19 protein-coding genes are annotated in these 21,965 nt (G+C 39.6%); 10 read left to right on the top strand and 9 right to left on the bottom strand.

Annotation, left to right across the window (positions count from 1 at the left end; all coding sequences use genetic code 11):
• Window positions 1–62: 62 nt before the first annotated feature.
• The gene (locus FZF08_RS19450; protein WP_159471838.1) at window positions 63–830 is read left to right on the top strand and encodes a hypothetical protein; all 768 of its coding nucleotides are present in this window, start codon (window positions 63–65) and stop codon (window positions 828–830) included.
• A 248-nt stretch (window positions 831–1,078) separates the two neighbouring features.
• Window positions 1,079–2,170: a GntR family transcriptional regulator gene (locus tag FZF08_RS19445; protein ID WP_159471836.1), complete on the top strand. Its 1,092-nt coding sequence runs from the start codon at window positions 1,079–1,081 to the stop codon at window positions 2,168–2,170.
• A gap of 6 nt (window positions 2,171–2,176) precedes the next feature.
• Here FZF08_RS19445 and FZF08_RS19440 read toward each other — a convergent pair whose 3' ends face one another.
• Window positions 2,177–3,316 carry a glycoside hydrolase family 88 protein gene (locus FZF08_RS19440; RefSeq protein WP_159471834.1) on the bottom strand — a complete coding sequence of 380 codons (1,140 nt, stop codon included), beginning with the start codon at window positions 3,314–3,316 and terminating at the stop codon, window positions 2,177–2,179.
• A gap of 195 nt (window positions 3,317–3,511) precedes the next feature.
• Complete coding sequence (locus tag FZF08_RS19435; protein ID WP_159471832.1) at window positions 3,512–4,654, bottom strand: DEAD/DEAH box helicase; 1,143 nt, start codon at window positions 4,652–4,654, stop codon at window positions 3,512–3,514.
• A gap of 156 nt (window positions 4,655–4,810) precedes the next feature.
• On the opposite strand from FZF08_RS19435, the gene FZF08_RS19430 reads away from it, so the two are divergent.
• Both FZF08_RS19430 and FZF08_RS19425 read left to right on the top strand, forming a co-directional pair.
• Window positions 4,811–6,403 (top strand): serine hydrolase, encoded by a 1,593-nt coding sequence (locus tag FZF08_RS19430; protein WP_159471830.1) that lies wholly within the window; start codon window positions 4,811–4,813, stop codon window positions 6,401–6,403.
• A 97-nt stretch (window positions 6,404–6,500) separates the two neighbouring features.
• Window positions 6,501–7,775, top strand: coding sequence for a sorbosone dehydrogenase family protein (locus FZF08_RS19425; protein ID WP_159471828.1), 1,275 nt, complete (start codon window positions 6,501–6,503; stop codon window positions 7,773–7,775).
• Between the two features lie 164 nt (window positions 7,776–7,939).
• Here the strand turns inward: FZF08_RS19425 and FZF08_RS19420 are convergent, their stop codons facing one another.
• The 4 genes from FZF08_RS19420 to FZF08_RS19405 all read right to left on the bottom strand — a co-directional run bounded on the left by FZF08_RS19420 (window position 7,940) and on the right by FZF08_RS19405 (window position 11,407).
• The gene (locus FZF08_RS19420) at window positions 7,940–8,323 is read right to left on the bottom strand and encodes a DUF3244 domain-containing protein (protein ID WP_159471826.1); all 384 of its coding nucleotides are present in this window, start codon (window positions 8,321–8,323) and stop codon (window positions 7,940–7,942) included.
• 581 nt (window positions 8,324–8,904) lie between these two features.
• A complete protein-coding gene (locus tag FZF08_RS19415; protein ID WP_229216608.1) occupies window positions 8,905–9,717 on the bottom strand; it encodes an HAD family hydrolase in 813 nt (270 codons plus the stop codon).
• Window positions 9,718–9,908: 191 nt separating this feature from the next.
• Complete coding sequence (locus FZF08_RS19410) at window positions 9,909–10,103, bottom strand: DUF2283 domain-containing protein (protein ID WP_159471824.1); 195 nt, start codon at window positions 10,101–10,103, stop codon at window positions 9,909–9,911.
• Between the two features lie 332 nt (window positions 10,104–10,435).
• Window positions 10,436–11,407 carry a phytanoyl-CoA dioxygenase family protein gene (locus tag FZF08_RS19405; protein WP_159471822.1) on the bottom strand — a complete coding sequence of 324 codons (972 nt, stop codon included), beginning with the start codon at window positions 11,405–11,407 and terminating at the stop codon, window positions 10,436–10,438.
• 227 nt (window positions 11,408–11,634) lie between these two features.
• On the opposite strand from FZF08_RS19405, the gene FZF08_RS19400 reads away from it, so the two are divergent.
• Complete coding sequence (locus tag FZF08_RS19400) at window positions 11,635–12,480, top strand: AraC family transcriptional regulator (RefSeq protein ID WP_159471820.1); 846 nt, start codon at window positions 11,635–11,637, stop codon at window positions 12,478–12,480.
• Between the two features lie 85 nt (window positions 12,481–12,565).
• Here FZF08_RS19400 and FZF08_RS19395 read toward each other — a convergent pair whose 3' ends face one another.
• Complete coding sequence (locus FZF08_RS19395; RefSeq protein WP_159471818.1) at window positions 12,566–12,802, bottom strand: acyl carrier protein; 237 nt, start codon at window positions 12,800–12,802, stop codon at window positions 12,566–12,568.
• A gap of 210 nt (window positions 12,803–13,012) precedes the next feature.
• On the opposite strand from FZF08_RS19395, the gene FZF08_RS19390 reads away from it, so the two are divergent.
• Window positions 13,013–14,563: a M20/M25/M40 family metallo-hydrolase gene (locus FZF08_RS19390; protein ID WP_159471816.1), complete on the top strand. Its 1,551-nt coding sequence runs from the start codon at window positions 13,013–13,015 to the stop codon at window positions 14,561–14,563.
• A 126-nt stretch (window positions 14,564–14,689) separates the two neighbouring features.
• On the opposite strand, the gene FZF08_RS19385 is transcribed toward FZF08_RS19390, so the two are convergent.
• On the bottom strand, window positions 14,690–16,087 hold the full coding sequence (locus FZF08_RS19385) for a glycoside hydrolase family 105 protein (protein WP_159471814.1): 1,398 nt from the start codon (window positions 16,085–16,087) through the stop codon (window positions 14,690–14,692).
• A 176-nt stretch (window positions 16,088–16,263) separates the two neighbouring features.
• On the opposite strand from FZF08_RS19385, the gene FZF08_RS19380 reads away from it, so the two are divergent.
• The 3 genes from FZF08_RS19380 (at window position 16,264) to FZF08_RS19370 (ending at window position 19,921) form a co-directional block, all read left to right on the top strand.
• Window positions 16,264–17,655 (top strand): M17 family metallopeptidase, encoded by a 1,392-nt coding sequence (locus FZF08_RS19380; protein ID WP_159471812.1) that lies wholly within the window; start codon window positions 16,264–16,266, stop codon window positions 17,653–17,655.
• 209 nt (window positions 17,656–17,864) lie between these two features.
• Window positions 17,865–19,079 carry an acetyl-CoA carboxylase biotin carboxylase subunit family protein gene (locus FZF08_RS19375; RefSeq protein ID WP_159471810.1) on the top strand — a complete coding sequence of 405 codons (1,215 nt, stop codon included), beginning with the start codon at window positions 17,865–17,867 and terminating at the stop codon, window positions 19,077–19,079.
• A gap of 290 nt (window positions 19,080–19,369) precedes the next feature.
• Window positions 19,370–19,921: a hypothetical protein gene (locus FZF08_RS19370; RefSeq protein ID WP_159471808.1), complete on the top strand. Its 552-nt coding sequence runs from the start codon at window positions 19,370–19,372 to the stop codon at window positions 19,919–19,921.
• A 22-nt stretch (window positions 19,922–19,943) separates the two neighbouring features.
• Here FZF08_RS19370 and FZF08_RS19365 read toward each other — a convergent pair whose 3' ends face one another.
• Entirely contained in the window at window positions 19,944–21,029 is a 1,086-nt protein-coding gene (locus FZF08_RS19365; protein ID WP_159471806.1) for an alkaline phosphatase family protein, read from the bottom strand.
• 187 nt (window positions 21,030–21,216) lie between these two features.
• Between FZF08_RS19365 and FZF08_RS19360 the strand changes: the two genes are divergently transcribed.
• Window positions 21,217–21,840 (top strand): transposase, encoded by a 624-nt coding sequence (locus FZF08_RS19360; RefSeq protein WP_159471804.1) that lies wholly within the window; start codon window positions 21,217–21,219, stop codon window positions 21,838–21,840.
• Window positions 21,841–21,965 lie beyond the last annotated feature (125 nt).

Here is a 21,965-nt window from a genome sequence, read left to right as displayed (position 1 = left end):
TTACATATTGTTTATATTCGAATGTCGGCAAGTCAATCCCTCATTTGATATAAACAATAGCCATGAAAATAATTACTACGTTAATGTGCTGTGCAACTGTGATGTTGTGCAGCTGTTCTCCTTATTATTATTCGCCCAATAAGGGCAATATTCCGAATATCCGGGAAAGAAACGACATTCGTCTGGACGCTGGTCTGGGCGGTGGTTTTGTGATGAGAGGAGCGGATGTACAAGTGGCTTACGCACCTTTGAATCATGTTGGCATAATGGTCAATGGGGCATTAACCAGCAGTATAAGTTCAAAGGAATCGGCCTACATAAAGAAAAAAGAATCGCGTAGTCAGTATGTGGAAGCTGCCCTTGGCTATTTTGCAAAACTGGAAGAAAATAAAAACTGGGTTTTTGAAGTTTATGCAGGTGCAGGGAAAGGTAACTATAAGGTCTTTTATACTATTGATCAAACTGCCCGGATTAATATGAATAAATACTTTATCCAGCCCTCTCTTAGTTTTACCCACCCGAATAAAAATCTGGAATTCAGTATTGGCTCACGATTTTCGGGAGTAAGTCATTGGCTGGGCTATTCAAATTTGATTGATGGCATGGATCGGGATCAATATTATTTGAGAAACCTGCAAAATACGCTCAATGAATTATCAGTATACTGGGAGCCAACCTTCCGGTTTAGCGGTGGAGGTAAAAATGTAAAGGGTTACGTTAGTTACACGCCTTCGGTTGTCATGTTCAACCGCAATAGTGGTGTGGACAGAGAATATGTTAACATCAGTCTTGGTGTGCGTTTGACAATGAATACTTCACGAAAAAAGTAAGCTGTCGATCTTTGTAATTTTCTTGTAAGGCAAAATCGTTACTATAATAAACGATCCAAATATTTTGATTTAATAAAATATCAACATGGATTCAATATAATTGGCAACGTTCCCGATAACGATTGCATTAAAATACTCGTCATAATTGCATTTTACAGATTATTTATTGACTAATATACAGTGCGAATTCGGGACTTGAAGAAAACTGAATTCCGCTTTATTAGTAACTTTCAATAAATAGTGAAGAAATGACAGGATATAACACCGCCCGTGCTAACCTGGGAACCCGGCGTTTTGTTTTCAAAGACGTTTATTTTGATGACCGTGAAAACGACTTTCAAATGAAGTTTGATCGGGAAGACAAAATGCCGAAATACAAGCAAATCGTGCAGTCGATTCGGATTGATATTGAAAGAGGAATTTTGAAAAAAGGAACACAATTACCTTCGATCAGTGAGTTGAGTGTAGATTATTTGCTGGCGCGTGATACGGTGGAAAAGGCATATCGGGAGCTCCGGAATCTGGGATATATCACGTCGGTACAAGGCAAAGGATATTACGTGCAATCGGGTCAGGATAAGAAAGAAAAGATTCTGCTCGTCTTTAACAAGCTCAGTTCTTACAAAAAAATCATCTATTATTCTTTCATAAAAGCATTGGGTGATAACGCGGTTGTTGATCTTGAAATCCATCATTACAGTGTAAAACGTTTCCGGGAGATTATCGAAAAAAATCTGGGAAACTATAATCATTATGTAGTGATGCCTCATTTTGATCAGACTGAGGAGGAAGATTATATGTGCGTTTTGAAAACAATTCCATCGTCACAATTGGTCTTGCTCGACCGGGAAATTCCGGAATTAAAGCAGCCGGTATCCAGTATTTATCAAAGTTTTGACAAGGATATTTTTGGCGCGCTGGAAAATGCGAATGACCTGATGGCCAAATATCAGCGTATGGTTCTGGTATTCCCATTTGAAGGAAATTATCCAAAAGAGATCATAAGTGGTTTCCGGAATTATTGTGTCAACTATCAGAAGGATTTTGAAATCCTGGAAAGCGTTCATGCCGAAAATCTCATTCCGGGTACTGCCTATATCGTTGTTGAGGAAAATGATCTGGCCGAACTTGTAAAAAAGACGAGAAATTCTTCCTATGAAATGGGAAAAGAAATCGGTGTAATTTCTTTTAATGAAACCACACTGAAAGAATTGCTGGGCATCACAGTCATTACCACAGATTTTGAAAATATGGGCCGCACCGCTGCAAATTTGATTTTGAACAAAGAGCAGATAAAAATAAAAAATCCGTTTTTTATGATCAGAAGAGGTTCGCTTTAAACCTGACTATTTCATCTTGTAAATCTCACTTCCTGCAAGCAAAAAACATCCTAATCCATAATCTTCAAAATCGGGTTGGCTGGTGTACGTGACGGGTTGGCCATCTTTTGGCTCCTTTCCTGTTCCCTGTACGAATCCCAGAAAACCATCGTCATGCAATGATTCTTTTTGCAGCGCATTCCAGGCTTTTACAATGGCCAGATTGTATGTTTTATTTTTTGCCAAACCGTTATTAATCGCCCAGGCCATTCCATAAATAAACAAAGCAGTACCACTTAATTCTCTGCCACCAAAATCGGTCGGATCTGTTAAACTTACGTTCCAATAGCCGTCCGCACGTTGCAAAGGAGCCAGGGCCGCTAACATATCTAAAAGCATTTTCTCATACTCTGTGCGGTGAGGTGCATTTTTGGGCATTATATCCAAAACACGAACGAGCGCGGCGATAATCCAGCCATTCCCGCGCGACCAGTAACAGTTTTTGCCTGCGGGCGTTTTATAAGGAGGTAAGAAATCCTTATCCCGCCACCAAAGTTTTTCCTCCGGATTGTATAATCCCGTTCCGCCTTCTTTGGTTTTTGTATGTGTATAAAGTGCATACATTTTTTCAAAATACCGGTCGTCTTTGTAGATGACGCCCAATTTGGCATAAACCGGCATAGCCATCTGTAAAGCATCAATCCAGGTCCAGTCACTGACTTTTTCCGAATCAACCATTAAATCGATCGAAGCTTTAATATCCCTGATCCGTTCTTCTTTTTTATCAATCAGATAAAGATCAATGTACGTTTGGCCGCAGCACTGGTCATCGCCATTTCTGGTTTGAATACCATTTCTCAATCCCCATTGGTGGTTTTCACCCCAGGAAACTGCGTAATCGTAATAACTTTTTTGTGGATCAATAGTGTAAAGCGCCATCAAACCTTCATAATAAACTGCGCGCGTCCAGATGTTACTTGGGCGTTCGCGGTTTGTAATAATGGATTTTCCGGTATCAGGCCATTTTTTTAAAAAATAGCCGTTGGCAAGTCCGAGAGATTTCAGGAGCTCTTTTTTATGAATTTTGGAAGAATCAGAATCTAATGCCCAAACCTTTGACAAGGCACTTCCTGCGAGTAATATTCCTAGCGCTTTACGTCTTTCCATGATTGAAATTACTATAATTGACGAATAAAGAAATTTATCCTATCGTAAAATTACAGTAGGAAATTTGTCAGCCTTCCTGCGCTCTCCTGCACTGGCAATCGGCTGTCAGCAATCGGCTTTCAATCATCAGCGGAGCGGGCAATAGTGAATCAAGGCAATAATCTGACAGCCGATAGCCGACCGCCGAAAGCAATTTCAGAACCCCATCAAATCCAGATCAAAAGTTTCCGTCATTTCGACCCGTTTTCCCATTTTTTTCTGGATGATTTTCCAATGGTGCGCATCTTCCGGAATGATAAGAGAAATAGCTTCTCCTGTTGCTTCTGCACGACCTGTGCGGCCTATACGGTGAATATAATCTTTCGGAGAACGTGGTAATTCAAAGTTGATAACATAAGGTAAAAACTGGATGTCAATACCTCTGGAAACCAAATCCGTAGCGACCATGACCGTCAGTTTTCCTGATTTGAATTTATTCAAAACTTCCGTTCTGGCTCCCTGGCTTTTCTTGCTATGCATAGCCGCCGCCTGAATTCCGTTTTTCGATAATTTATCGACAAGATTATCTGCGGTTCGGGTTGAAGAAACAAAAACCAGAACCTGTTTCATTTCTCCTTTTTTGATCAGATAACGCAGTAGCGGGCCTTTTCTCTCAGGATCAACAAAATAACCGCTTTGTTTGATGAGATCCAGATTTTGCTCTTCTTCTTCAATTTCAATCGTAACCGGATTCCTCAGAATACTTTTATGAATTTTCTCAACTTCGTCACCTAGTGTGGCCGAGAACAAAATGCTCTGGCGTTTTTTGGGAAGAAGAAAAAAGATATCTTTCATTTCATCTGCAAAACCAAGATTCAGCATTTTATCCGCTTCATCCAAAACCAGAATTTCTGTTTCTGTGATGTTCAATGCTTTTGATGACAATAAGTCCAGCAATCTTCCGGGTGTAGCAATCAGAATTTCCACGCCTTGTAAAGCCATCATTTGTGGATTGATCGAAACACCACCATAAATAGCCAGAGATTTGACTTTTCGCGGCATTCTTTCTCCAAAAGTTTGAAAAACAACGCCAATCTGAACGGCAAGTTCTCTGGTTGGCACTAAAACCAATGCAGTAATAAACCGGTTTTTTGGAGCACTTTTGGTCTGAAACATTTCAAGAATCGGCAAAACAAAACTTGCGGTTTTCCCCGAACCCGTTTTAGCAATACCCAATATATCTTTTCCCGCCAAAATCGCCGGAATTGCTTCCTGCTGAATCGGATACGGTTGAGTATAATTTTGTTCTGCTATGGTTTTTAATAAAGGTTCGGATAAGCCGAGCGTTTTGAAAGACATATGATTTTTGTATTGTTAAGATAAAAGGCTTCAAAGGCCGGTGCAAATATACCAATAAGCCAGCTACCATCTTTCCAAACCGTGAAAATCATCGTTTTAGCATGACTGTAAATTGTTAAAATAAAATATCAACCAGACTTTATTCTCCCAGAAATCATGGTACTAAACCGAAGAGATTTTTTAGAAAAACTGGGTTTTGGAGCCCTTCAAATTGGGCTGATCAGTCAGCTTCCTATGTCGTCCTGGGCTGCAAAAGTTCCGGGTTTGCAATTGCCGAGAAGTTTGCCGGAAGCGCAGGGTGTCGCATCTTCTGGTATTCTGGATTTTGTAAATGCTGTTGAAAAAGATAATTTAAACCTGCACAGTATCATGGTGGTGCGCCATGGAAATGTTGTGGCAGAAGGTTGGTGGGGACCTTATGCACCGGATCTGAAACATACGCTTTATTCGCTAAGTAAAAGTTTTACGTCAACAGCGGTTGGTCTGGCGGTTGCAGAAGGAAAGTTGAAAGTGGAAGATAAAGTCGTTTCTTTCTTTCCAAAGGATGTTCCGGCCTCGATCAGTGCTAATCTGGCTGCAATGCGTGTGAAGGATTTATTGACTATGTCAACCGGCCACGATACGGATAGTACGCCGTCTTTGAGAAATTCGGCTGAAACTAATTGGGTGAAAAGTTTTCTTGCCTTACCGGTAGACCATGAGCCTGGATCATTTTTTGTTTATAACAGCGGCGCTACTTATATGTTATCAGCAATTGTTCAAAAATTAACCGGACAAACGGTTTTGGCCTATTTAACTCCAAAACTTTTTAAACCACTGAATATTGAAGGCGCAGACTGGGAAGTAGATCCGAGCGGAATCAATACCGGAGGCTGGGGTTTGCGTTTGAAAACAGAAGATATTGCGAAATTCGGACAATTGTATTTGCAAAAGGGAATGTGGAATGGAAAACGGTTAATTGCAGAAGACTGGATAAAAGATGCAACCAGTTTTGAGGTTCAGTCAAAAGGCGGTTCGAGGAAGAAAGAGCAAAATGACTGGCTTCAGGGATATGGCTATCAATTTTGGCGTTGCAGACATGATGGATACCGTGGTGATGGCGCTTACGGCCAGTATTGCATTGTTTTGCCAAAAGAGGATTTAGTAGTGGCCATTACCAGTGAAACTGCTGACATGCAGGGAATTCTGGACCAGGTTTGGAATCATATTTTGCCTGGTGTGAAAAGTGAAGCATTATCAGCGGATAAACAGGCTGCTGCAAAATTGAAACAAAAACTGACAACACTTTCCGTGCCATTGGAAAAAGGAAAATCAACATCAGAATTAGTTGGTTCGATAAGTGGTAAAAGTTTTGGTATAGCAGAAAATTCCCTGGCCGTCAGTGCTGTTTCATTGACTTTCAAAGACGGTGGCTGCGATTTTAAAATGAAAGATGCACAGGGAGAACACGTAATTTCCTGTGGTATCAACAAGTGGAAATTGGGAATTACTGATTTAAATATAGTGCCACTGAAACTTACGGCAACTGTGATTCCGGGAGAGACAAAAACTAAAATTGCTGCAAGCGGAATGTGGACGGACGAGAAAACTTTTGAAATGACCTGGCGTTTTATTGAATCCGCACATTATGAAGTTGTAAAATGCCGGTTTGAGGAAGGGGGGATTGAAACGGAATTTCTGAGAAGTCTGGCGATTTTGGGGAAAACAAAAGACACGAGGCCGGTGCTGAAAGGGAAATTAATGAGTTAAGGTACTTTAATGTTCTTTGGCATTATTATTTAATGCAATAAAGCATCGGCCATAATTTTGGCTGATGCTTTTGTATTTAAAGACACATCATAGACTTATGAAAAAGATTCACTTTATAACATGCTGCACGCTTGCGGGATTTACCTTATTCAGCTGTAACAGCAGTAAAAAGGAAGAAAAACAGGTAGCAGAATCGGGTGCTGATACTGTTCAAACAGAAGTTGGTACGGCTGTTGAAAATGTAGATCTGCCTGCTCCGTTTGCTACTAAATCTGTTCGGAAAACACCGGATGTTGAGGGTTGGAAAGACGGACAAATGCCAAAAGCTCCGGAAGGTTTTGTGGTAACAAAATATGCAGACAAACTTGATAATCCACGCTGGTCTTATGTTGCACCAAACGGTGACGTATTTGTAGCTGAATCAGGCACCAAGAAAAGTGCGGACAGAATTACACTTCTTCGTGACATAAACAAAGACGGAGTCCCTGAAATGCGGGAAATTTTTATGGAAAAACTGAAACAACCGCTGGGTATGTTAATCCTTAAAAATTATTTCTACATAGGAAATACGGATGGAATAACACGCTATCCATATAAAACCGGCGATACTAAAATCACTGGAAAAGGTGAAAAAATTCTGGAATTGCCAGCCGGTGGGTATAACAATCACTGGACAAGAAATTTGTTGTCTAATGCTGATGGGTCGAAAATATACGTTTCCGTGGGATCTGGTAGTAATGTGGCCGAACATGGTATGGACAATGAAAAACGTCGTGCCAATATTTTACAGATCAATCCCGACGGAACGGGTGAAAAAATATTCGCAAGCGGTTTAAGAAATCCGGTAGGAATGGGCTGGGCGCCAGGTACAAATGTATTATGGACAGCGGTAAATGAACGTGATGAGTTGGGCGACGAACTTGTTCCGGATTATATCACCAGTGTGAAAGAAGGCGGTTTTTACGGCTGGCCTTATTCGTATTATGGAAATCATCCCGATCCAAGAATGAAAGGCGAAGGAAAAGATATGGTTGCAAAAGCAATTGTGCCGGATGTGCCCCTTGGCTCTCACACAGCATCACTTGGACTTGCGTTTTATAACAAAACTAAATTTCCTGCCAAATATCATAATGGTGCTTTTGTTGGTCAGCATGGTTCATGGAACAGATCAAAAATTTCAGGCTATAAAGTAGTTTTTGTTCCTTTCAAAAATGGAAAACCGTCTGGGAAACCGGAAGATTTTTTAACCGGTTTTATCGAAAATGAAGATAAGGTTCATGGCCGCCCTGTTGGGATTGCTGTTTTGGAAGATGGTTCATTATTAGTGAACGACGATTCGGGAAACACGATATGGCGGGTGAGTGCCAAATAAGAAATTAGCTTTTGAGGAATAAAAAAAGGAAGGCCTGGTTCTAAAAGATCAGGCCTTCTCTATGAATCGACAGTACGGGACCGTATGATATCCAGACGGAATTAAACAAAAAATGACTCTCGTTTTACGAAAGCCATTTTCAGAAAATTAATATTTTTATGTTGTTATTTAATTGTCACAACACGTTCAACAACCGGTTCTGATAATTGGAAAGATTTGGTTTGTGAATCATTTTTGCTGATCACTTTAATTTCATATTTTCCTGCGGCTAACTCATCCACATTTAAAATACGTCCGAATTTTTGATTTTCTTTTTCAACTACTTCACGGTAAACGATATCTCCTGTTGTATTTTTGACAAGTATGGTCGTATTGGAATCGTTGTTAAGTTTGTCAACAAAAACATTAATTTTTCCGTTTTTGTTAATGTAAACACCCGTGTTAAGCGCAGCAGATTTTTTAGTTTCTTTTTCTTCTGCATGGGCAGTGAAAGCGAAAGAGGCAACAAATGCAAATGCAACAGCGATATTTTTGATTGAATTTTTCATGGCTAAGTATATTTTAATATTTATGATTTGTTTCCCTTATTGTTGAATCAAAGATAGGGTGATGGCAGGTACTATGTATAACAAAGTACACGAATGGATGTTTTTCGGTGATAAGTGGTATGGGGATTAAATGAGTAATTAAACGGTGAAAAGGGAGCGATATGAATCTGTCTAAGGAATAATCGTTATGTTAGTAAACGATGAAAAATAATTAGCGAAATGATAGTTGCAAGGAATTACTTGCCTTAGTAGGATCGCAGAAGGAGTCCGTAATTGTGAATGTTTCAACAAGTATCATAGTTTTTGAATTGATGCATCCTTTGGTTAACACTGATTTTTCTCAGGAAATTGGAGGAGAAAATGGATTTCGCTGGTTGTCTTAGCGGAGGATTTGATCAATTCCCTAAAAACTGACAAATGTGAAATCCATGTGGGGAATACCGCCCAAATTTATGAATTGTTTCACGCTTCGCTGGCAGATGCTGTGGCAGCGATTAATTATATTACATAACAACGTCGGATTGAGCAGTTGCTGAAAATCAACTCGTTGCTCAATCTGACGTTTTTATAGTAATTGTATTTTATTCTTCTGTCGTAATGGTGTGATTAACCAATGCAGAAAGTACTTCCACAACGCCATTTTCATCGTTGCTTTTGGCAATAAACCGGGCAACATTTTTGATATCCGGATGCGCATTGGCCATTGCATATGAATAATAGCCTTTTTGAAGCATTTCAAGGTCATTGAAATAATCACCGAAAACCATGGTTTCTTCAAATGTGACACCAAATTTTTCCTGCAAAACCTCCATCGCCTTTCCTTTATTGGCTTGTTTGTGCGAAATATCCAGCCAGATCGGTCCCGAAACTTTGACCTGTAAAGTGTCCTGCAAATATTTATAATGCGGATAACTATTGCCTTCTGAGCCAGCCAGATCGCATAATGTAAATTTCAAAAACTGGTCGTCCTCAACTTTTAATAAATCTTCAACAACTTCATATCGTTCAAAATACAATTTCAGGTGATCTATAAATTCAGGTTCATTACTTTCTACGTAAGCTTTTTTCTTTCCGCAAATGATCGCGTAAGTTCCGCCGATGCTTCTGGACTTAACGATCAGATCTTTTACAATCTGATGATCCATATCCTGAACGTGAATTTCTTCATTTTGGTAAACGACATAACTCCCGTTCTCAGCAGCAAAAATAACCTCGTCTTTTACTTCATCCAACGTTTTCAAAAGATTGTAATATTGTCTACCGCTCGCTGCGACAAAAATGATCCCCTGATCCTTCAATTTTCTGAAAACAGGTAAAAAAGAATCACTTAACTCATGCTTCGAATTGAGAAGCGTACCATCCATATCCGTTGCAACCAGCTTAATATCTGACATTTTGATGTTTTTACTGTATCAATAGTTTATACAAAGAACGGTCACAGGAATAAATAATTCCCAATGTAGATTAACTATTTGTGACTGAAATTTGATTTATCCGGCTCTGTGGAGAGAATTTGCAGAGCGAGTAAGGATTTATCCTGTGATATAAAGGAAAATTCTTGACATAAAAGGATCAGAAAGTCTTTTTAGACGGATTCGTATTCTACTTTTGAAGGCTGAATTGTAGATTTTGATGCTTCTAATATTTCAATGCCCGCTAATCGTCCATCCGCAGTATAATCCAGAACAACGCCTTTTTTATCAACATCTGATTCTACAATGGCCAAGTCACTAAGCTTGATGTATAAGATATCGGTTTCTTTATCGTATTTAACTTTCATTGATATTTTGAAAATTTAGAAGTTCGATAAGCTGTTTTAATCAACTTAGGTGTTTTGTTTGAATTAACAAAAACCGAACAAGGAAATAAGTCTCTTGATCAAACAATACTAGTTTTTGATAAATGTATTGCCCTGGCCCATCTGGTTCAATTTTATCTGGATTTTTGCACAACATCGAAAACAATTCCTTGGGAGATACCCCTAAGTTCTATTTGTTCAGCCTCGTTTTTTAACAATTCAAATGTCTAAAAAAACTAGATACTGAACAGGTTGATATTCTCTGTCAAATTCCTCATTTTTTTAGAAATCTGACAGAGAACATCAACAGAGCCTCACCACTTCTCCAACCCCAACAATTTCTTCCCCAATTCCGACAACTCAGCCGTTTCATATTTTGCCTTTTCCCAATTTCTTGGATCACCCGGAAATGCGTAACCTTCCGGTGCTTGTCTTTCCTTCCAGGAATTGATACGCCACTGGCGTAATTCTTCATCATCTTCCTGAGCAGGCATCATGGCAATATATTGAGCCAGACGCACTTTATTCTCACTCCGATTTGCCCGGATTCCGTGTGGCTGTGAGCTATTGAAAATCAGCAGGTCTCCCGCGTTCATTTTTACTTTTACTAATTCAAAACCAGCAGTATCCGGTTTGAAATGATTCCTGTCCTCCGGTTGTGTTAATTTCCAGGTATCATAGGTTCTGAACAATTCAGGAATGCATTGGAATCCACCCATATTTTCGTCATCCTGATCTGCCAAAGCCAAAACACCCTGCACATTTTGCGGCTTGGTTTCCGGATCATAGTCCCAGTGAATAAAACCTTTGTAATCAAAACCCGGACGCAGCGGAACATTCAGATTTGCACGATCAATTGTTACCCACAACTTTTCGGTTCCCCAAATATCTGTAAATGCCTGATATACTTTCGGGAACTGGCGATTGTCCCACATATATTGATGATTATAAACTTCAACCATTCCTGTATTCGTCAATTCTTTCATCTGCATTTCCGCACGCGGCGGTGCATACCAGGTTTCCTGATCGTTCGGATCTTTTTCTTCAAACTCCCAAAGAAAATCGGCAAGTTTTTTAACCTGATCTTTTGGCACTGCATCCTTAATCACAATGTATCCGTTCGTGGTCCAGAATTGCCAGTCTTCTTCGGTCAGCAATCCAAGTGGTTTTCCATTACTGCGGTCGTTCAGTTTTACATTACTTGATTTCGCAGTGGAAGGATTTCCGGGAATATCTTTATGAGCGTTGGAAGGCGCCATGGAAGGTACCATAGTTTTATGTCCCATCTAGGATAATATTTTAGCGTGATTTAATAGGACAAAGTTACTTTATGAGAGGTTCCTACTTCAACCGCTCTAATATCCAGTATTTGCTCTGTATTGATATTTTTGGTAGATTAAATTCGTAGAGGAGCAAAGGGTAGTCGGAAAGTGGCTGATTCAGATATCCTTATTATCAATTAAGACAGTTCGAGCCATCCTAATCACTAAAAGCCGACAGCTATCAACCAACAATGAAAATCATTCGTGAAGAAATCGCCCCGGACGATGGAAGTTCTTTTAAAGTCCTGCTAACACCCGGACTGAATGATACTTTTCTCTGGCATTTCCATCCTGAATATGAAATTGTTTACGTGGAAGGAACAAGCGGAACGCGTCATGTTGGAGATCATACTTCGATTTATGAAGGAAGCGATCTTGTATTTATTGGCCCCAATATTCCACATCTGAATTTTGATTATGGCGTAAGGACTGAATGTGAGCAGGTGATCATTCAAATGAAAGAAAATTTTCTTGGTAAGGATTTTCTGGAAATTCCTGAATTTGCGGCGATTAAAAATTTATTCAATCAATCTCATTTTGGCCTTTCTTTTTCCGGAGAGACGAAATATCTGGTTGGCGAAAGGTTAAAGGTTTTGCCTGATCTTGACCATTTCGATCAACTGATATCTCTTCTGCAAATTTTGAGAATATTGGCAACTTCTGATCAGGTAAGTGTTTTGAATAATACTCCCGCAGGAAATAAGTCTCTGCAAAAAGGACAGTTCCGGATGGATTCAATCTACAAATATGTTGAAACTCATTTCGATCAAAAACCGGATGTGAATTTTATAGCGGAGCAGGTAAATCTTACGACGGCTGCCTTTTGCCGGTTTTTTAAGAAAAATGTAAAAATGACATTTACCGATTTTGTAAACCAATATCGTATCAATCAGGCGAAGAATTATTTGCTACAAGATAAAACGGTTTCAGAAACCTGTTTTGTGGTGGGTTTTGAGAGTTTATCTTATTTCAATAAATTGTTTAAGAAAGTGGAAGGAGAAAATCCTTCGGAGTTTAAAAAGCGTTATTTGAAGTAAATGTTGTAAAAGCAGAGGGAATTATACAAAACCATTTTGAGAGAATAAAAAAAGCTTACCCGATTTCCAGATAAGCCTTACTATATTATACAATAACAGCCATTTTATTTTGAAGATAATCACTGATTTCCTTCACCGTTTGCAGCTTGGGATAATCCTCATCAGGAATAGACACCTTAAATTGATCTTCCATTTGTAAAATTAAATCGACCGTATCGAGACTGTCAAGTCCAAGATCACGTGAAAGATTTGCATCGTCTGTAATAGACTGAAACGGAAGGCCGGAATTCGTAGCCAATAATGTCCTGATTTGCTCTTTCATAGGAAAATCTTTTGTTTATGATAATAAGGAATACGAAAGATTCTCCTCTTTTGTGGCAACAGAGGCATTGTTAATTAAGGTAGAATTGAAGAAATATAATAATTATAAGGTTATTCAATGACAGAAAAGTAACATTCAAGGATTAAATTGGTTGTTGAAACAATATTCCTAATTTAGAAACATAAACCAAAACCATAAGATCATAAAAGAATGAAAAAACTATCCGGGCTTTCACTGGGGTTACTATTGATTACCTCCACATTAACACAAGCACAAACAAAAGATCCTGTTGTGGAAGGCATCGTAAAAGAAGCGACTGAAAATTCGCAACTAGAAAAACTGGCGCACGAATTAATTGACGTAATCGGGCCGCGCCTTGTAGGTTCGCCTCAAATGCAGCAGGCAAATGACTGGGCAGTAGCGAAATACAAAGAATGGAGTATTCCTGCAAAAAATGAAAAGTGGGGCGAATGGAGAGGCTGGGAAAGAGGTGCTTCACATATTGATATGGTTTTTCCAAGGGTGAAATCTTTGGAAGGAATGCAGTTGGCATGGAGCCCGTCGACAGCCGGGAAAACAGTAACGGCTGAGGTAATCATTATTCCGGATCTGGCTGATTCCGTTGCTTTTGCAAAATGGCTACCATCGGTTAAAGGTAAATTTGTAATGACCAGTATGTTGCAGCCAACCGGCCGCCCTGACTATAACTGGCAGGAATTTGCGACGAAGGAATCATTTGATAAGATGAAAAAAGAACGTGATGCGCAGACGGAAGCCTGGACAAAACGTATCGCTAAAACGGGTTATACTGGACGGACACTTCCGGCAGCTTTGGAAAAAGCAGGAGCGGCAGGCGTTGTTGGTTCACTTTGGTCAAAGGGATTTGGTGTGAATAAAATATTTGGTGCAAGCACTAAAAAAATTCCAACGGTTGATATCGCGCTGGAAGATTACGCTTTGTTATACCGTTTGGCAGAATCAGGTCATACGCCGAAAATAAGTGTAAAAGCAGATTCGAAAGAAAATGGTATGGTACCAACTTTCAACACAATTGCTGAAATTAAAGGAAGCACAAATCCGGAAGAATACGTAATTCTTTCCGCGCATTTTGATTCATGGGATGGCGGTACCGGCGCAACTGATAACGGAACCGGAACATTGACGATGATGGAAGCGATGCGTATTTTGAAAAAAGTTTATCCAAATCCAAAAAGAACAATTCTGGTTGGCCATTGGGGAAGTGAAGAACAAGGTTTGAATGGTTCGCGTGCATTTGTTGAAGATCATCCGGAAATTGTAAAAAATATTCAGGCGGTTTTCAATCAGGATAATGGAACAGGCCGTGTGGTTAATTTGTCCGGACAAGGATTTTTGAATGCTTATGATTATTTGGGCCGCTGGTTATCCAAAGCTCCCGATAATATCAAATCTCAGATTGAAATGAAATTTCCTGGTGCTCCGGGTGGTGGCGGATCTGACTTTGCTTCTTTCGTAGCGGCTGGTGCTCCTGCGTTTTCTTTAAGTTCATTAAACTGGTCTTATGGAACGTACACGTGGCATACAAACCGTGATACCTATGACAAAATTGTTTTTGATGATGTTCGCAGCAATGCAATTTTGGCGGCAATCATGGCTTATCAGGCCAGTGAAGATCCCGCAAAAACTTCCCGTGAAAAAAGTGTTCTTCCTACTAATTCAAAAGGAGAACCGGGTGTTTGGCCTGCGGTTAAGAGTCCTACGCGTAAAGGCGGAGTTGAATAATTGTTAATTGTTAAGGGTTAATTGTTAATGATTGGCTCGGCAGAATAATTTGATGTGTTATATTGAAGGGGAGCCAGATTCTAAAATTTGGCTCCCCTTTATTTATCCTGAATTTCTTAACTATTATCAATTTGCCTTTTTCTGTAACAATTGCACAGAACTGTCATTGATTTCAAATGTCTTGTTGTTCAATAATGTGATCACTTCTGCGCCGGCCATGATTACAGGTCCGTAACCATGTGCTGCAAAAGGGCTGATTGGGCGATGGTAATAAAATGCGGGATCAAATCCCATTCCTGTTCCCACGCAAGTGCCTTCCACTTGTCCTTCTTTGTTAATTTTTGTTGACACAGCATTCCATGCTAAAAGTGTCATTGGGGCATAAGTCAAGCCATCGATCCAGCCATTGTTAATTGCTTTTGCGAAGGCGTAAGCATATATCGCTGTGGCTGATGTTTCAAGATAGGAGTCATTCCGATCTAATAACTGATGCCAAAAACCTGAACCTGATTGGTACGAAGCCAGGCCACGTACGTGTGCTTTTAGCAATTCTAAAATTTTTGGTCTTCCCGGATGATTTAACGGAAGCACATCCAATAATTCCACTTTTGTCAAAATCGCCCAGCCGTTTGCGCGTGCCCAGTGAAATTCAGGATGTTCGGTCATGCCTTCCACCCAGCCGTGCATGTATACCCCTTTGTTTTTGTCAAACATGCGGCCTGAAATTTGCAAAACCTGTTTTACGGCTTCGTCATAGTATTTTTTATCACCCGTCAGCTTCCCCATTTGTGCCAAAGCAGGAACAGCCATGAACAAGTCGTCGAGCCAGATTGTATTCGGTTGAGGTCTGTTTCTGGCAAGAGAGCCGTCTTTCAACTTGTGTTCTTTATTCAAAATGTAATCAATATGGCTATCGATCAATGGGCGAAAATTTCCGGTTGTTCCTGCTCTCGTTGCTTTTATCATCGCTGCACACATCGCACCGCAATCGTCCAAAGCATGTGGATTTACTAATCCGCGTAACGGTCCGGCTGTTCCCCAATCGGCATGTTCTGTACTCGTTTTTTTGAAATACGGTACAGATTCTGCTATAAATTGAAGTCTCTTATCAGCGTATTCCTTAAATCTTGGATCGCCGGTAACCTGACTTGCCAGCAGCATGGAAGAATAGGTAACGCCCCATTCATAACTTACAATCCGGTAATCACCTTTTTGTAAAGCTGTGTTCTGATCGATTTTGGTCAAATCGGTTACCGTTTTCCCCGTTTTTGTATCGACAAAAGCGGTAGGCGTCACATTATTTAAATACGCATGGATTCGATTTAAATCATTGACAATATTTTCTTTTTTTACCAAACCATATGGTACAGGATAATCCGGCTGTAATAAATGAAGCGGTGTATTGGAATCGTTCGCTTTTGTTTCATTTCTTTGGGCATCAGCATTTTGTGAATATCCTGCCAATAATGTTGAAAAGATAAGTCCCTTGTATATAAATTGTTTTGATAGACATTTTGTGTTCATATGTTGCCGGATTATTTGTCAGAAATGGTATTATCGGTTATCACAAATATGATCTTTTATAGTTTTATTACATTCCCGTACTCTCCTGTTTGTTTCAATAATTTCGTGTGAAATTTTAAATTAAGCGCAGACTATGATTAGCTTTGAATTAATGCCAAACTACTAATCGAATTGATATGCATTTGATACAAACCATAGAAGCACAAGCCAACATACTTCTACTTCGCACTTTTGAATCGGGTTCTGAGCCGGAAAATCAACAGGTCTTTAAAGCCGAAAAGGGAGAAATCTGGTGGCCTTCAGAAAGTGAAATCTGGCTTGGTTTAGGGAAAACGCCTAAAATTCCTGCCATACTAAAAATCTTCCGTTCTCTTTTTTTTAAACGTAAAGATCGCTGGCCTGAACAAATTGTTTTAAATGCAAAAGGTAAATCTGCCGACTGGATTGAATCGGCTGTAAATGGAATAATTTTAGGTGGCTACAACATTCAGCTTTATAAATCGGAACCGAAAATTTTCAGTACTTTTTTTGGAGAAAGTGGAAAACTTTTCATCCTTGTCGATGAAGTTTCTCAGGAAAATGAAGCTGTGATAGATCTAGCTCACAAAACGGCATTAACTCAAATTCGTATCATGGATTTGATGAACGCACCCGGAAATTACAAATCACCGGAAATATTAGGCGATTGGGCGATTGAATCCGGTGAGAAAAACGGATACAAGGTTACTGTTTTTGACAAGGAGAAATTGGAAGAACTTGGCATGGATGCCTTGCTTTCGGTTAGTAAAGGAAGTGACGTTCCGCCGGTTATGATCGTGAGCGAATATGAACCGGAGACCTATGAAAAAACTGTTGCGTTGGTTGGGAAAGGCGTCACGTTTGATACGGGGGGAATTTCAATAAAACCTTCTGCCAGTATGCATTTAATGAAAAGTGATATGGGCGGCGCGGCGGCTGTTTTGGGAATGGTTGAACTGGCTGCTCAATTGAATTTGCCGGTCAGAGTCATTGGCATTATTCCTTCCACCGAAAATTGTGTGGATGGATCTTCAACGAAACCTGGAGATGTGATAAATTCCCATGCAGGAAAGACAATTGAGGTGATAGATACTGACGCGGAAGGAAGATTAATTCTGGCGGACGGACTAAGTTATGCTGTAAGGGAATTTAAGCCAGACGTCGTTATTGACCTTGCAACGTTGACCGGAAGTGTTATTCAAACGCTTGGATATGAAGCCGCTGGGCTATTTTCTTCCAGTGATAATCTGGCTGCTGATTTAATAAAATCAGGAGAAAAAACGGGAGAGCGTTTGTGGCGTTTGCCTATTTGGGATGAATACAAAGAGGAAATTTCTTCGGATATCGCTGATCTTAAAAATTACCATGGAAAACCTCTGGCCGGTGCCATTGTTGCTGCCAAATTTTTAGAAGTTTTTACAGATGAACATCCTGAATGGGCACATCTGGATATTGCAGGAATGGCTTTTGGAGAAGCGGAATTTGCTCCGGGAAGGGCGGGTACTGCGTTTGGAATCCGGCTGCTAAGAGACTATTTGTCAGCTTTATAGGCGTTATTTATTTAAAAAATGAACAATAACCCGGTTTAATTTAAATTATTCCGGGCTATTATTCTAAATTTTAAAGTGACACAAATTTAACCAGAGCTTTACTTGATTAGTAGCTTGTTTTTGTTAGATTTGAGAAAGGAAGTTCTCCCGGCACAATTTTTCTGGCGGCGGAAACTTGACATACATACCTATCACATTAATCTACTTTTATGGCGCGTCCTTTAACTTTTCTATGTATTTCCACCTATTTCAAAGGGAATGATTTTCTGAGAGCCTGCAAAAACGCAGGTAACACTGTTTACCTGTTGACGGCTAAAAAACTGGATCAAAAACCATGGGCGCGTGAATCGGTCGACGAGTTTTTTTACATAGAAGAAGGAGAAGATAAAACATATAATATGGATGAGGTCGTTACGGGCCTCGCGTACGTCATGCGTAGCCAAATGGTTGATCGTGTGGTGGCGCTTGATGATTTTGATGTTGAAAAGGCATCACTGATCCGTGAATATTTCAGGATTCCCGGTATGGGACAAACTACCGGGAAATATTTCAGGGACAAGCTGGCGATGCGTACCAAAGCATCCGAGTCGGGAATTCTTGTTCCGGGTTTTTGCGCACTTTTTAACGATGACATTATTAATCGGTTTATAGAAGAACATCCTGGTCCCTGGATGATCAAACCACGTTCCGAAGCGTCGGCTACCGGTATCAAAAAAATGCACAACCGCGAAGAATTGTGGGAAACAATCCATGAACTTGGCGACAAGCGTCACGCATATCTGGTAGAACAATTTAAGCCTGGCGATGTCTATCACGTCGATTCTTTATCTATGAACGGGAGAGTTATTTTCTCCTGGAACAGCAAATATCTGGCTCCTCCGTTTGATGTAGCCCATGGTGGCGGAATATTCCGTTCGGTCACAGTTCCTTTTGATTCGTCGGAGGCACATGCGCTGGAAACTATTTCCATTGACGTTTTGAAAGCGTTTGGTTTGAGACATAGCGCGTCACATACGGAAGTAATTCGTTCGAAAGATGATGGGAAATATTATTTTTTGGAAACTTCTTCGAGAGTGGGAGGTGCGCATTTATCAGAAATGGTAGAAGCTTCCTCAGGAATTAATTTATGGAAAGAATGGGCGAAAATGGAAACGGCTGAGGCAAACGGTGAAAATTTTAAATTACCGCCAGTTCGTAAAGAATATTCCGGAATTATTATTTCCCTGACCCGTCAGCAATGGCCGGATATGTCTGTTTTTAATGATCCGGAAATTGTATGGAGAATGGAAGAGGAATATCACGTAGGCCTGGTTGTTCGTTCGAAACAACGCGATAGGGTAATTGAGCTTTTGGATAAATATGCAGATATTATTCAAAACGATTATCACGCCTCTGCTCCCGCGCCGGATCGTCCATCTCATTGATTGTTACGTTTTAATTGTCATTTTTTTGATTGTAATATTTTGCAAATGAGTATATTAGTGAAAATTTAGTTTCATTAATAGAAGTTAGATCAAACCGTTTTTCAGGCATTCAGATTGTATTTATTTTACTACAATCTGAATGCCTTTTTACATCTCCAACATTTGGCAAGGGCTCCGCGATTTAGAAGCAAGAATGTCAGAAGGTGAATAAGTGCAGTACCTGAAGAATTTATTTCTTACACATAGTGATAGTACGCGTACCATTTCTCATCTCTAATCCATATTGCTCTATGTCGCACTTTACAAAATCTTTTTATCTTCTTGTCGTCATTGGTTTTACCTTTTTTGGGTGTAAAAAAGATGATGAGGTGGTCCCTAAAAATATAGTTACTTATGATGGGACCGATTTTGAATTATCCAGCGGACTTATCCTGAATTTTGGTCAATTGTCATCCAGTCAAGGGAATGCACAGGTTTTATTTCTGTACTCTTCTGGTATTAAAATTCATGAAAGCGGGGGAAAAGTTGATTCAACATCTGGTATAGGCCACACCGTATATTTCGAAATATTTAGCCCGGTTTCTACTATATTAGGCGACGGTGAATATACTTTTGATCCCTACTTTACTTATAAAGAAAAGACTTTCAGTAACTCATATACTGTCTTTAATGCTAATTATGCCACTTCGGAAGGTGAGTTTCATGAAATTCTGTCGGGGAAAGTTATTGTAAAAAAAGAAGGTAATGACTATACTATAAATTTTGATTGTAAAGAAGATCTTGCCGGGAAACAACTGACAGGATTTTACAAAGGCAGCCTAAAAGTGTATGATGAAAAATAGAATTTCCTATTCCTCAAAGCGATTAATTATTGGAGAAAATAGAAAAAATGGGCTTCATAGCTTCGTGAGTTTTTGGTTGGTATTTAAATCCCAAAACTGCGGCCATGGTTGCTGCAAGTTGTGCCTGAAATAAATTTCCCGCCATTTTTACTTCACCCAAAGCTTTTGTATCAGGTCCGATCGCAGCAATCCAAATTTGTCCGGAATCCCGGATTTTTGAGCCATGAGATGTCCATTGTTCCTTAATCAAATCTCCTCGGCCATGATCGCAGGTTAAAATTAGAGTGGTTTTGTTTTTATATTGAGGAATAGATTGTACTAATTTCCAAAGTTCGGCAATCATATTATCTTCGGCTTTGGCAGTTTCCAGATATTGATCGTAATTGCCCTGATGTGCAAATGCATCGGTTTCGCCGAAAGCCAGGTACAATACCTTTGGTTTAAAAACTTTTAAATATTCTTTTGCTGCGAAATAGGTTAATATATCGGGCCTTTCTGTGGTTGGTTTGGTCGTTAATTTCTGCATTTCATTCAACAGCTTGGATTCTTTTGAAGTGAAATTTAAGGTATCAGTATCCGAATTGATAAATAATTTGCTGTTTTGACGATCTAGTAAAAAGGGGAAAAGGTCTGAGGTTGCGAAAACTGCAACTTTCTTTTCATAGCCTTTTTGCTTGTTGATAAATTCTAAAACGTTTTCTGATTTGCTCACTACCAGTTTGTTTGAACTGATGGCTGGATCAGCATAGCCGGTTAGCATTTCGCTAAAACCCGGATAGGTCATCTGAAAAGGATTACTTACGTTAACTTCATTTTTTAGATTCCTATTACCATATACTTGTCCATTTGTAGCTATTATTTCCCATAAAAATGGGAATAACATTTCTCTTCGTTTGACTGGATCACTATCCCAAAACTGTTTCTGAACCTGTTTTTTATCCTTTGTGAAAAGTGGATTATTAATAATAGCCGAATCAGCCCCTGCAAATATTTCTTGCCACCGCATTCCATCCAGCACAACGACAATGAGATTTTCTGCTTTTCTGGATTGAGAAAGCGCGTTGGTAAATGGCAGAAACAGAAATAGCAAGAGCAGTAACTTTTTCATTATAATTATGGAGAGAAAGATCAGTTGGGATGTTCTGGTATACTACCTCATTTCCAGGCGCGAAGGCCATTTTAAAATGACAAAAGTGTTTTAATAAATTATGAATATTTGATCCGGAATTGTCGCTGTCATTACTTTTTGATAAATCTGCGTCAGTAACTTTTATACACTTCAATTTGAAGAAGTTATGAGTTACTATGATCCGAAAATTCATCACCGGCGATCAATAAGGTTGGAAGGTTACGACTATTCAAAGGCAGGATTATACTTTCTGACTTGCTGTTGTCAGTACCGGGAACATTTTTTTGGAGAAATAATTGAAAGAGAAATGATTTTGAATGATGCGGGGCGGATGATTGAGCAGGAATGGTTGAGTATACCTGATCGTTTTGTAAATATCCGCTTGTATGAATTTGTAATCATGCCCAACCATTTCCACGCGATTTTGGAGATCGTAGGGGCGACCCTCGTGGTCGCCCAAGATCCGGAGGAACGCCAGACTCTAGATAATTCCCAGATAATGGAAAGAGGGCAACCACAAGGGATTGCCCCAACGAATGGCCGGACGAATGGCCCAATGAATTGCCCAAGCAATTCGCCAACTATCGGAGATATAATTTCCGCCTTCAAATCCATTACCACAGTAAGATACATTCAAGGTATAAAAGCATCCAATTGGCAAAGATTTGATAAAAAGTTATGGCAACGTGATTATTACGAACACATCATCAGAAACGAAACCGCATTAAACAACATCGCCAATTACATCATAGAAAACCCAAAAAAATGGAATGAGGATCGATTCAGGTAGGGGCGACCCTCGTGGTCGCCCAAAATCTTTCGATGCCGAAATACTGCGGTTGATCTAAAATCCAGCCTGGGAATAATTTTCAGATAATTGAAAAAGGGTAGGTTGCCTGAAGAATATTTTCCAGA

Origin of the sequence: Dyadobacter sp. 3J3 (assembly GCF_009801115.1) — a bacterium.
Lineage (GTDB): Bacteria > Bacteroidota > Bacteroidia > Cytophagales > Spirosomataceae > Dyadobacter.
Note: the sequence above shows the minus strand (reverse complement) of the source record. Positions and strands in the feature narration are given on the sequence as shown.

Coding starts and splice junctions, on each gene's coding strand:
- FZF08_RS19405 (WP_159471822.1), bottom strand. CDS start 11,407: ATGGGACATAAAACTATGGTACCTTCCATGGCGCCTTCCAACGCTCAT.
- FZF08_RS19450 (WP_159471838.1), top strand. CDS start 63: ATGAAAATAATTACTACGTTAATGTGCTGTGCAACTGTGATGTTGTGC.
- FZF08_RS19425 (WP_159471828.1), top strand. CDS start 6,501: ATGAAAAAGATTCACTTTATAACATGCTGCACGCTTGCGGGATTTACC.
- FZF08_RS19440 (WP_159471834.1), bottom strand. CDS start 3,316: ATGGAAAGACGTAAAGCGCTAGGAATATTACTCGCAGGAAGTGCCTTG.
- FZF08_RS19375 (WP_159471810.1), top strand. CDS start 17,865: ATGGCGCGTCCTTTAACTTTTCTATGTATTTCCACCTATTTCAAAGGG.
- FZF08_RS19445 (WP_159471836.1), top strand. CDS start 1,079: ATGACAGGATATAACACCGCCCGTGCTAACCTGGGAACCCGGCGTTTT.
- FZF08_RS19390 (WP_159471816.1), top strand. CDS start 13,013: ATGAAAAAACTATCCGGGCTTTCACTGGGGTTACTATTGATTACCTCC.
- FZF08_RS19370 (WP_159471808.1), top strand. CDS start 19,370: ATGTCGCACTTTACAAAATCTTTTTATCTTCTTGTCGTCATTGGTTTT.
- FZF08_RS19430 (WP_159471830.1), top strand. CDS start 4,811: ATGGTACTAAACCGAAGAGATTTTTTAGAAAAACTGGGTTTTGGAGCC.
- FZF08_RS19395 (WP_159471818.1), bottom strand. CDS start 12,802: ATGAAAGAGCAAATCAGGACATTATTGGCTACGAATTCCGGCCTTCCG.
- FZF08_RS19385 (WP_159471814.1), bottom strand. CDS start 16,087: ATGAACACAAAATGTCTATCAAAACAATTTATATACAAGGGACTTATC.
- FZF08_RS19360 (WP_159471804.1), top strand. CDS start 21,217: ATGAGTTACTATGATCCGAAAATTCATCACCGGCGATCAATAAGGTTG.
- FZF08_RS19400 (WP_159471820.1), top strand. CDS start 11,635: ATGAAAATCATTCGTGAAGAAATCGCCCCGGACGATGGAAGTTCTTTT.
- FZF08_RS19435 (WP_159471832.1), bottom strand. CDS start 4,654: ATGTCTTTCAAAACGCTCGGCTTATCCGAACCTTTATTAAAAACCATA.
- FZF08_RS19380 (WP_159471812.1), top strand. CDS start 16,264: ATGCATTTGATACAAACCATAGAAGCACAAGCCAACATACTTCTACTT.
- FZF08_RS19415 (WP_229216608.1), bottom strand. CDS start 9,717: ATGTCAGATATTAAGCTGGTTGCAACGGATATGGATGGTACGCTTCTC.
- FZF08_RS19420 (WP_159471826.1), bottom strand. CDS start 8,323: ATGAAAAATTCAATCAAAAATATCGCTGTTGCATTTGCATTTGTTGCC.
- FZF08_RS19410 (WP_159471824.1), bottom strand. CDS start 10,103: ATGAAAGTTAAATACGATAAAGAAACCGATATCTTATACATCAAGCTT.
- FZF08_RS19365 (WP_159471806.1), bottom strand. CDS start 21,029: ATGAAAAAGTTACTGCTCTTGCTATTTCTGTTTCTGCCATTTACCAAC.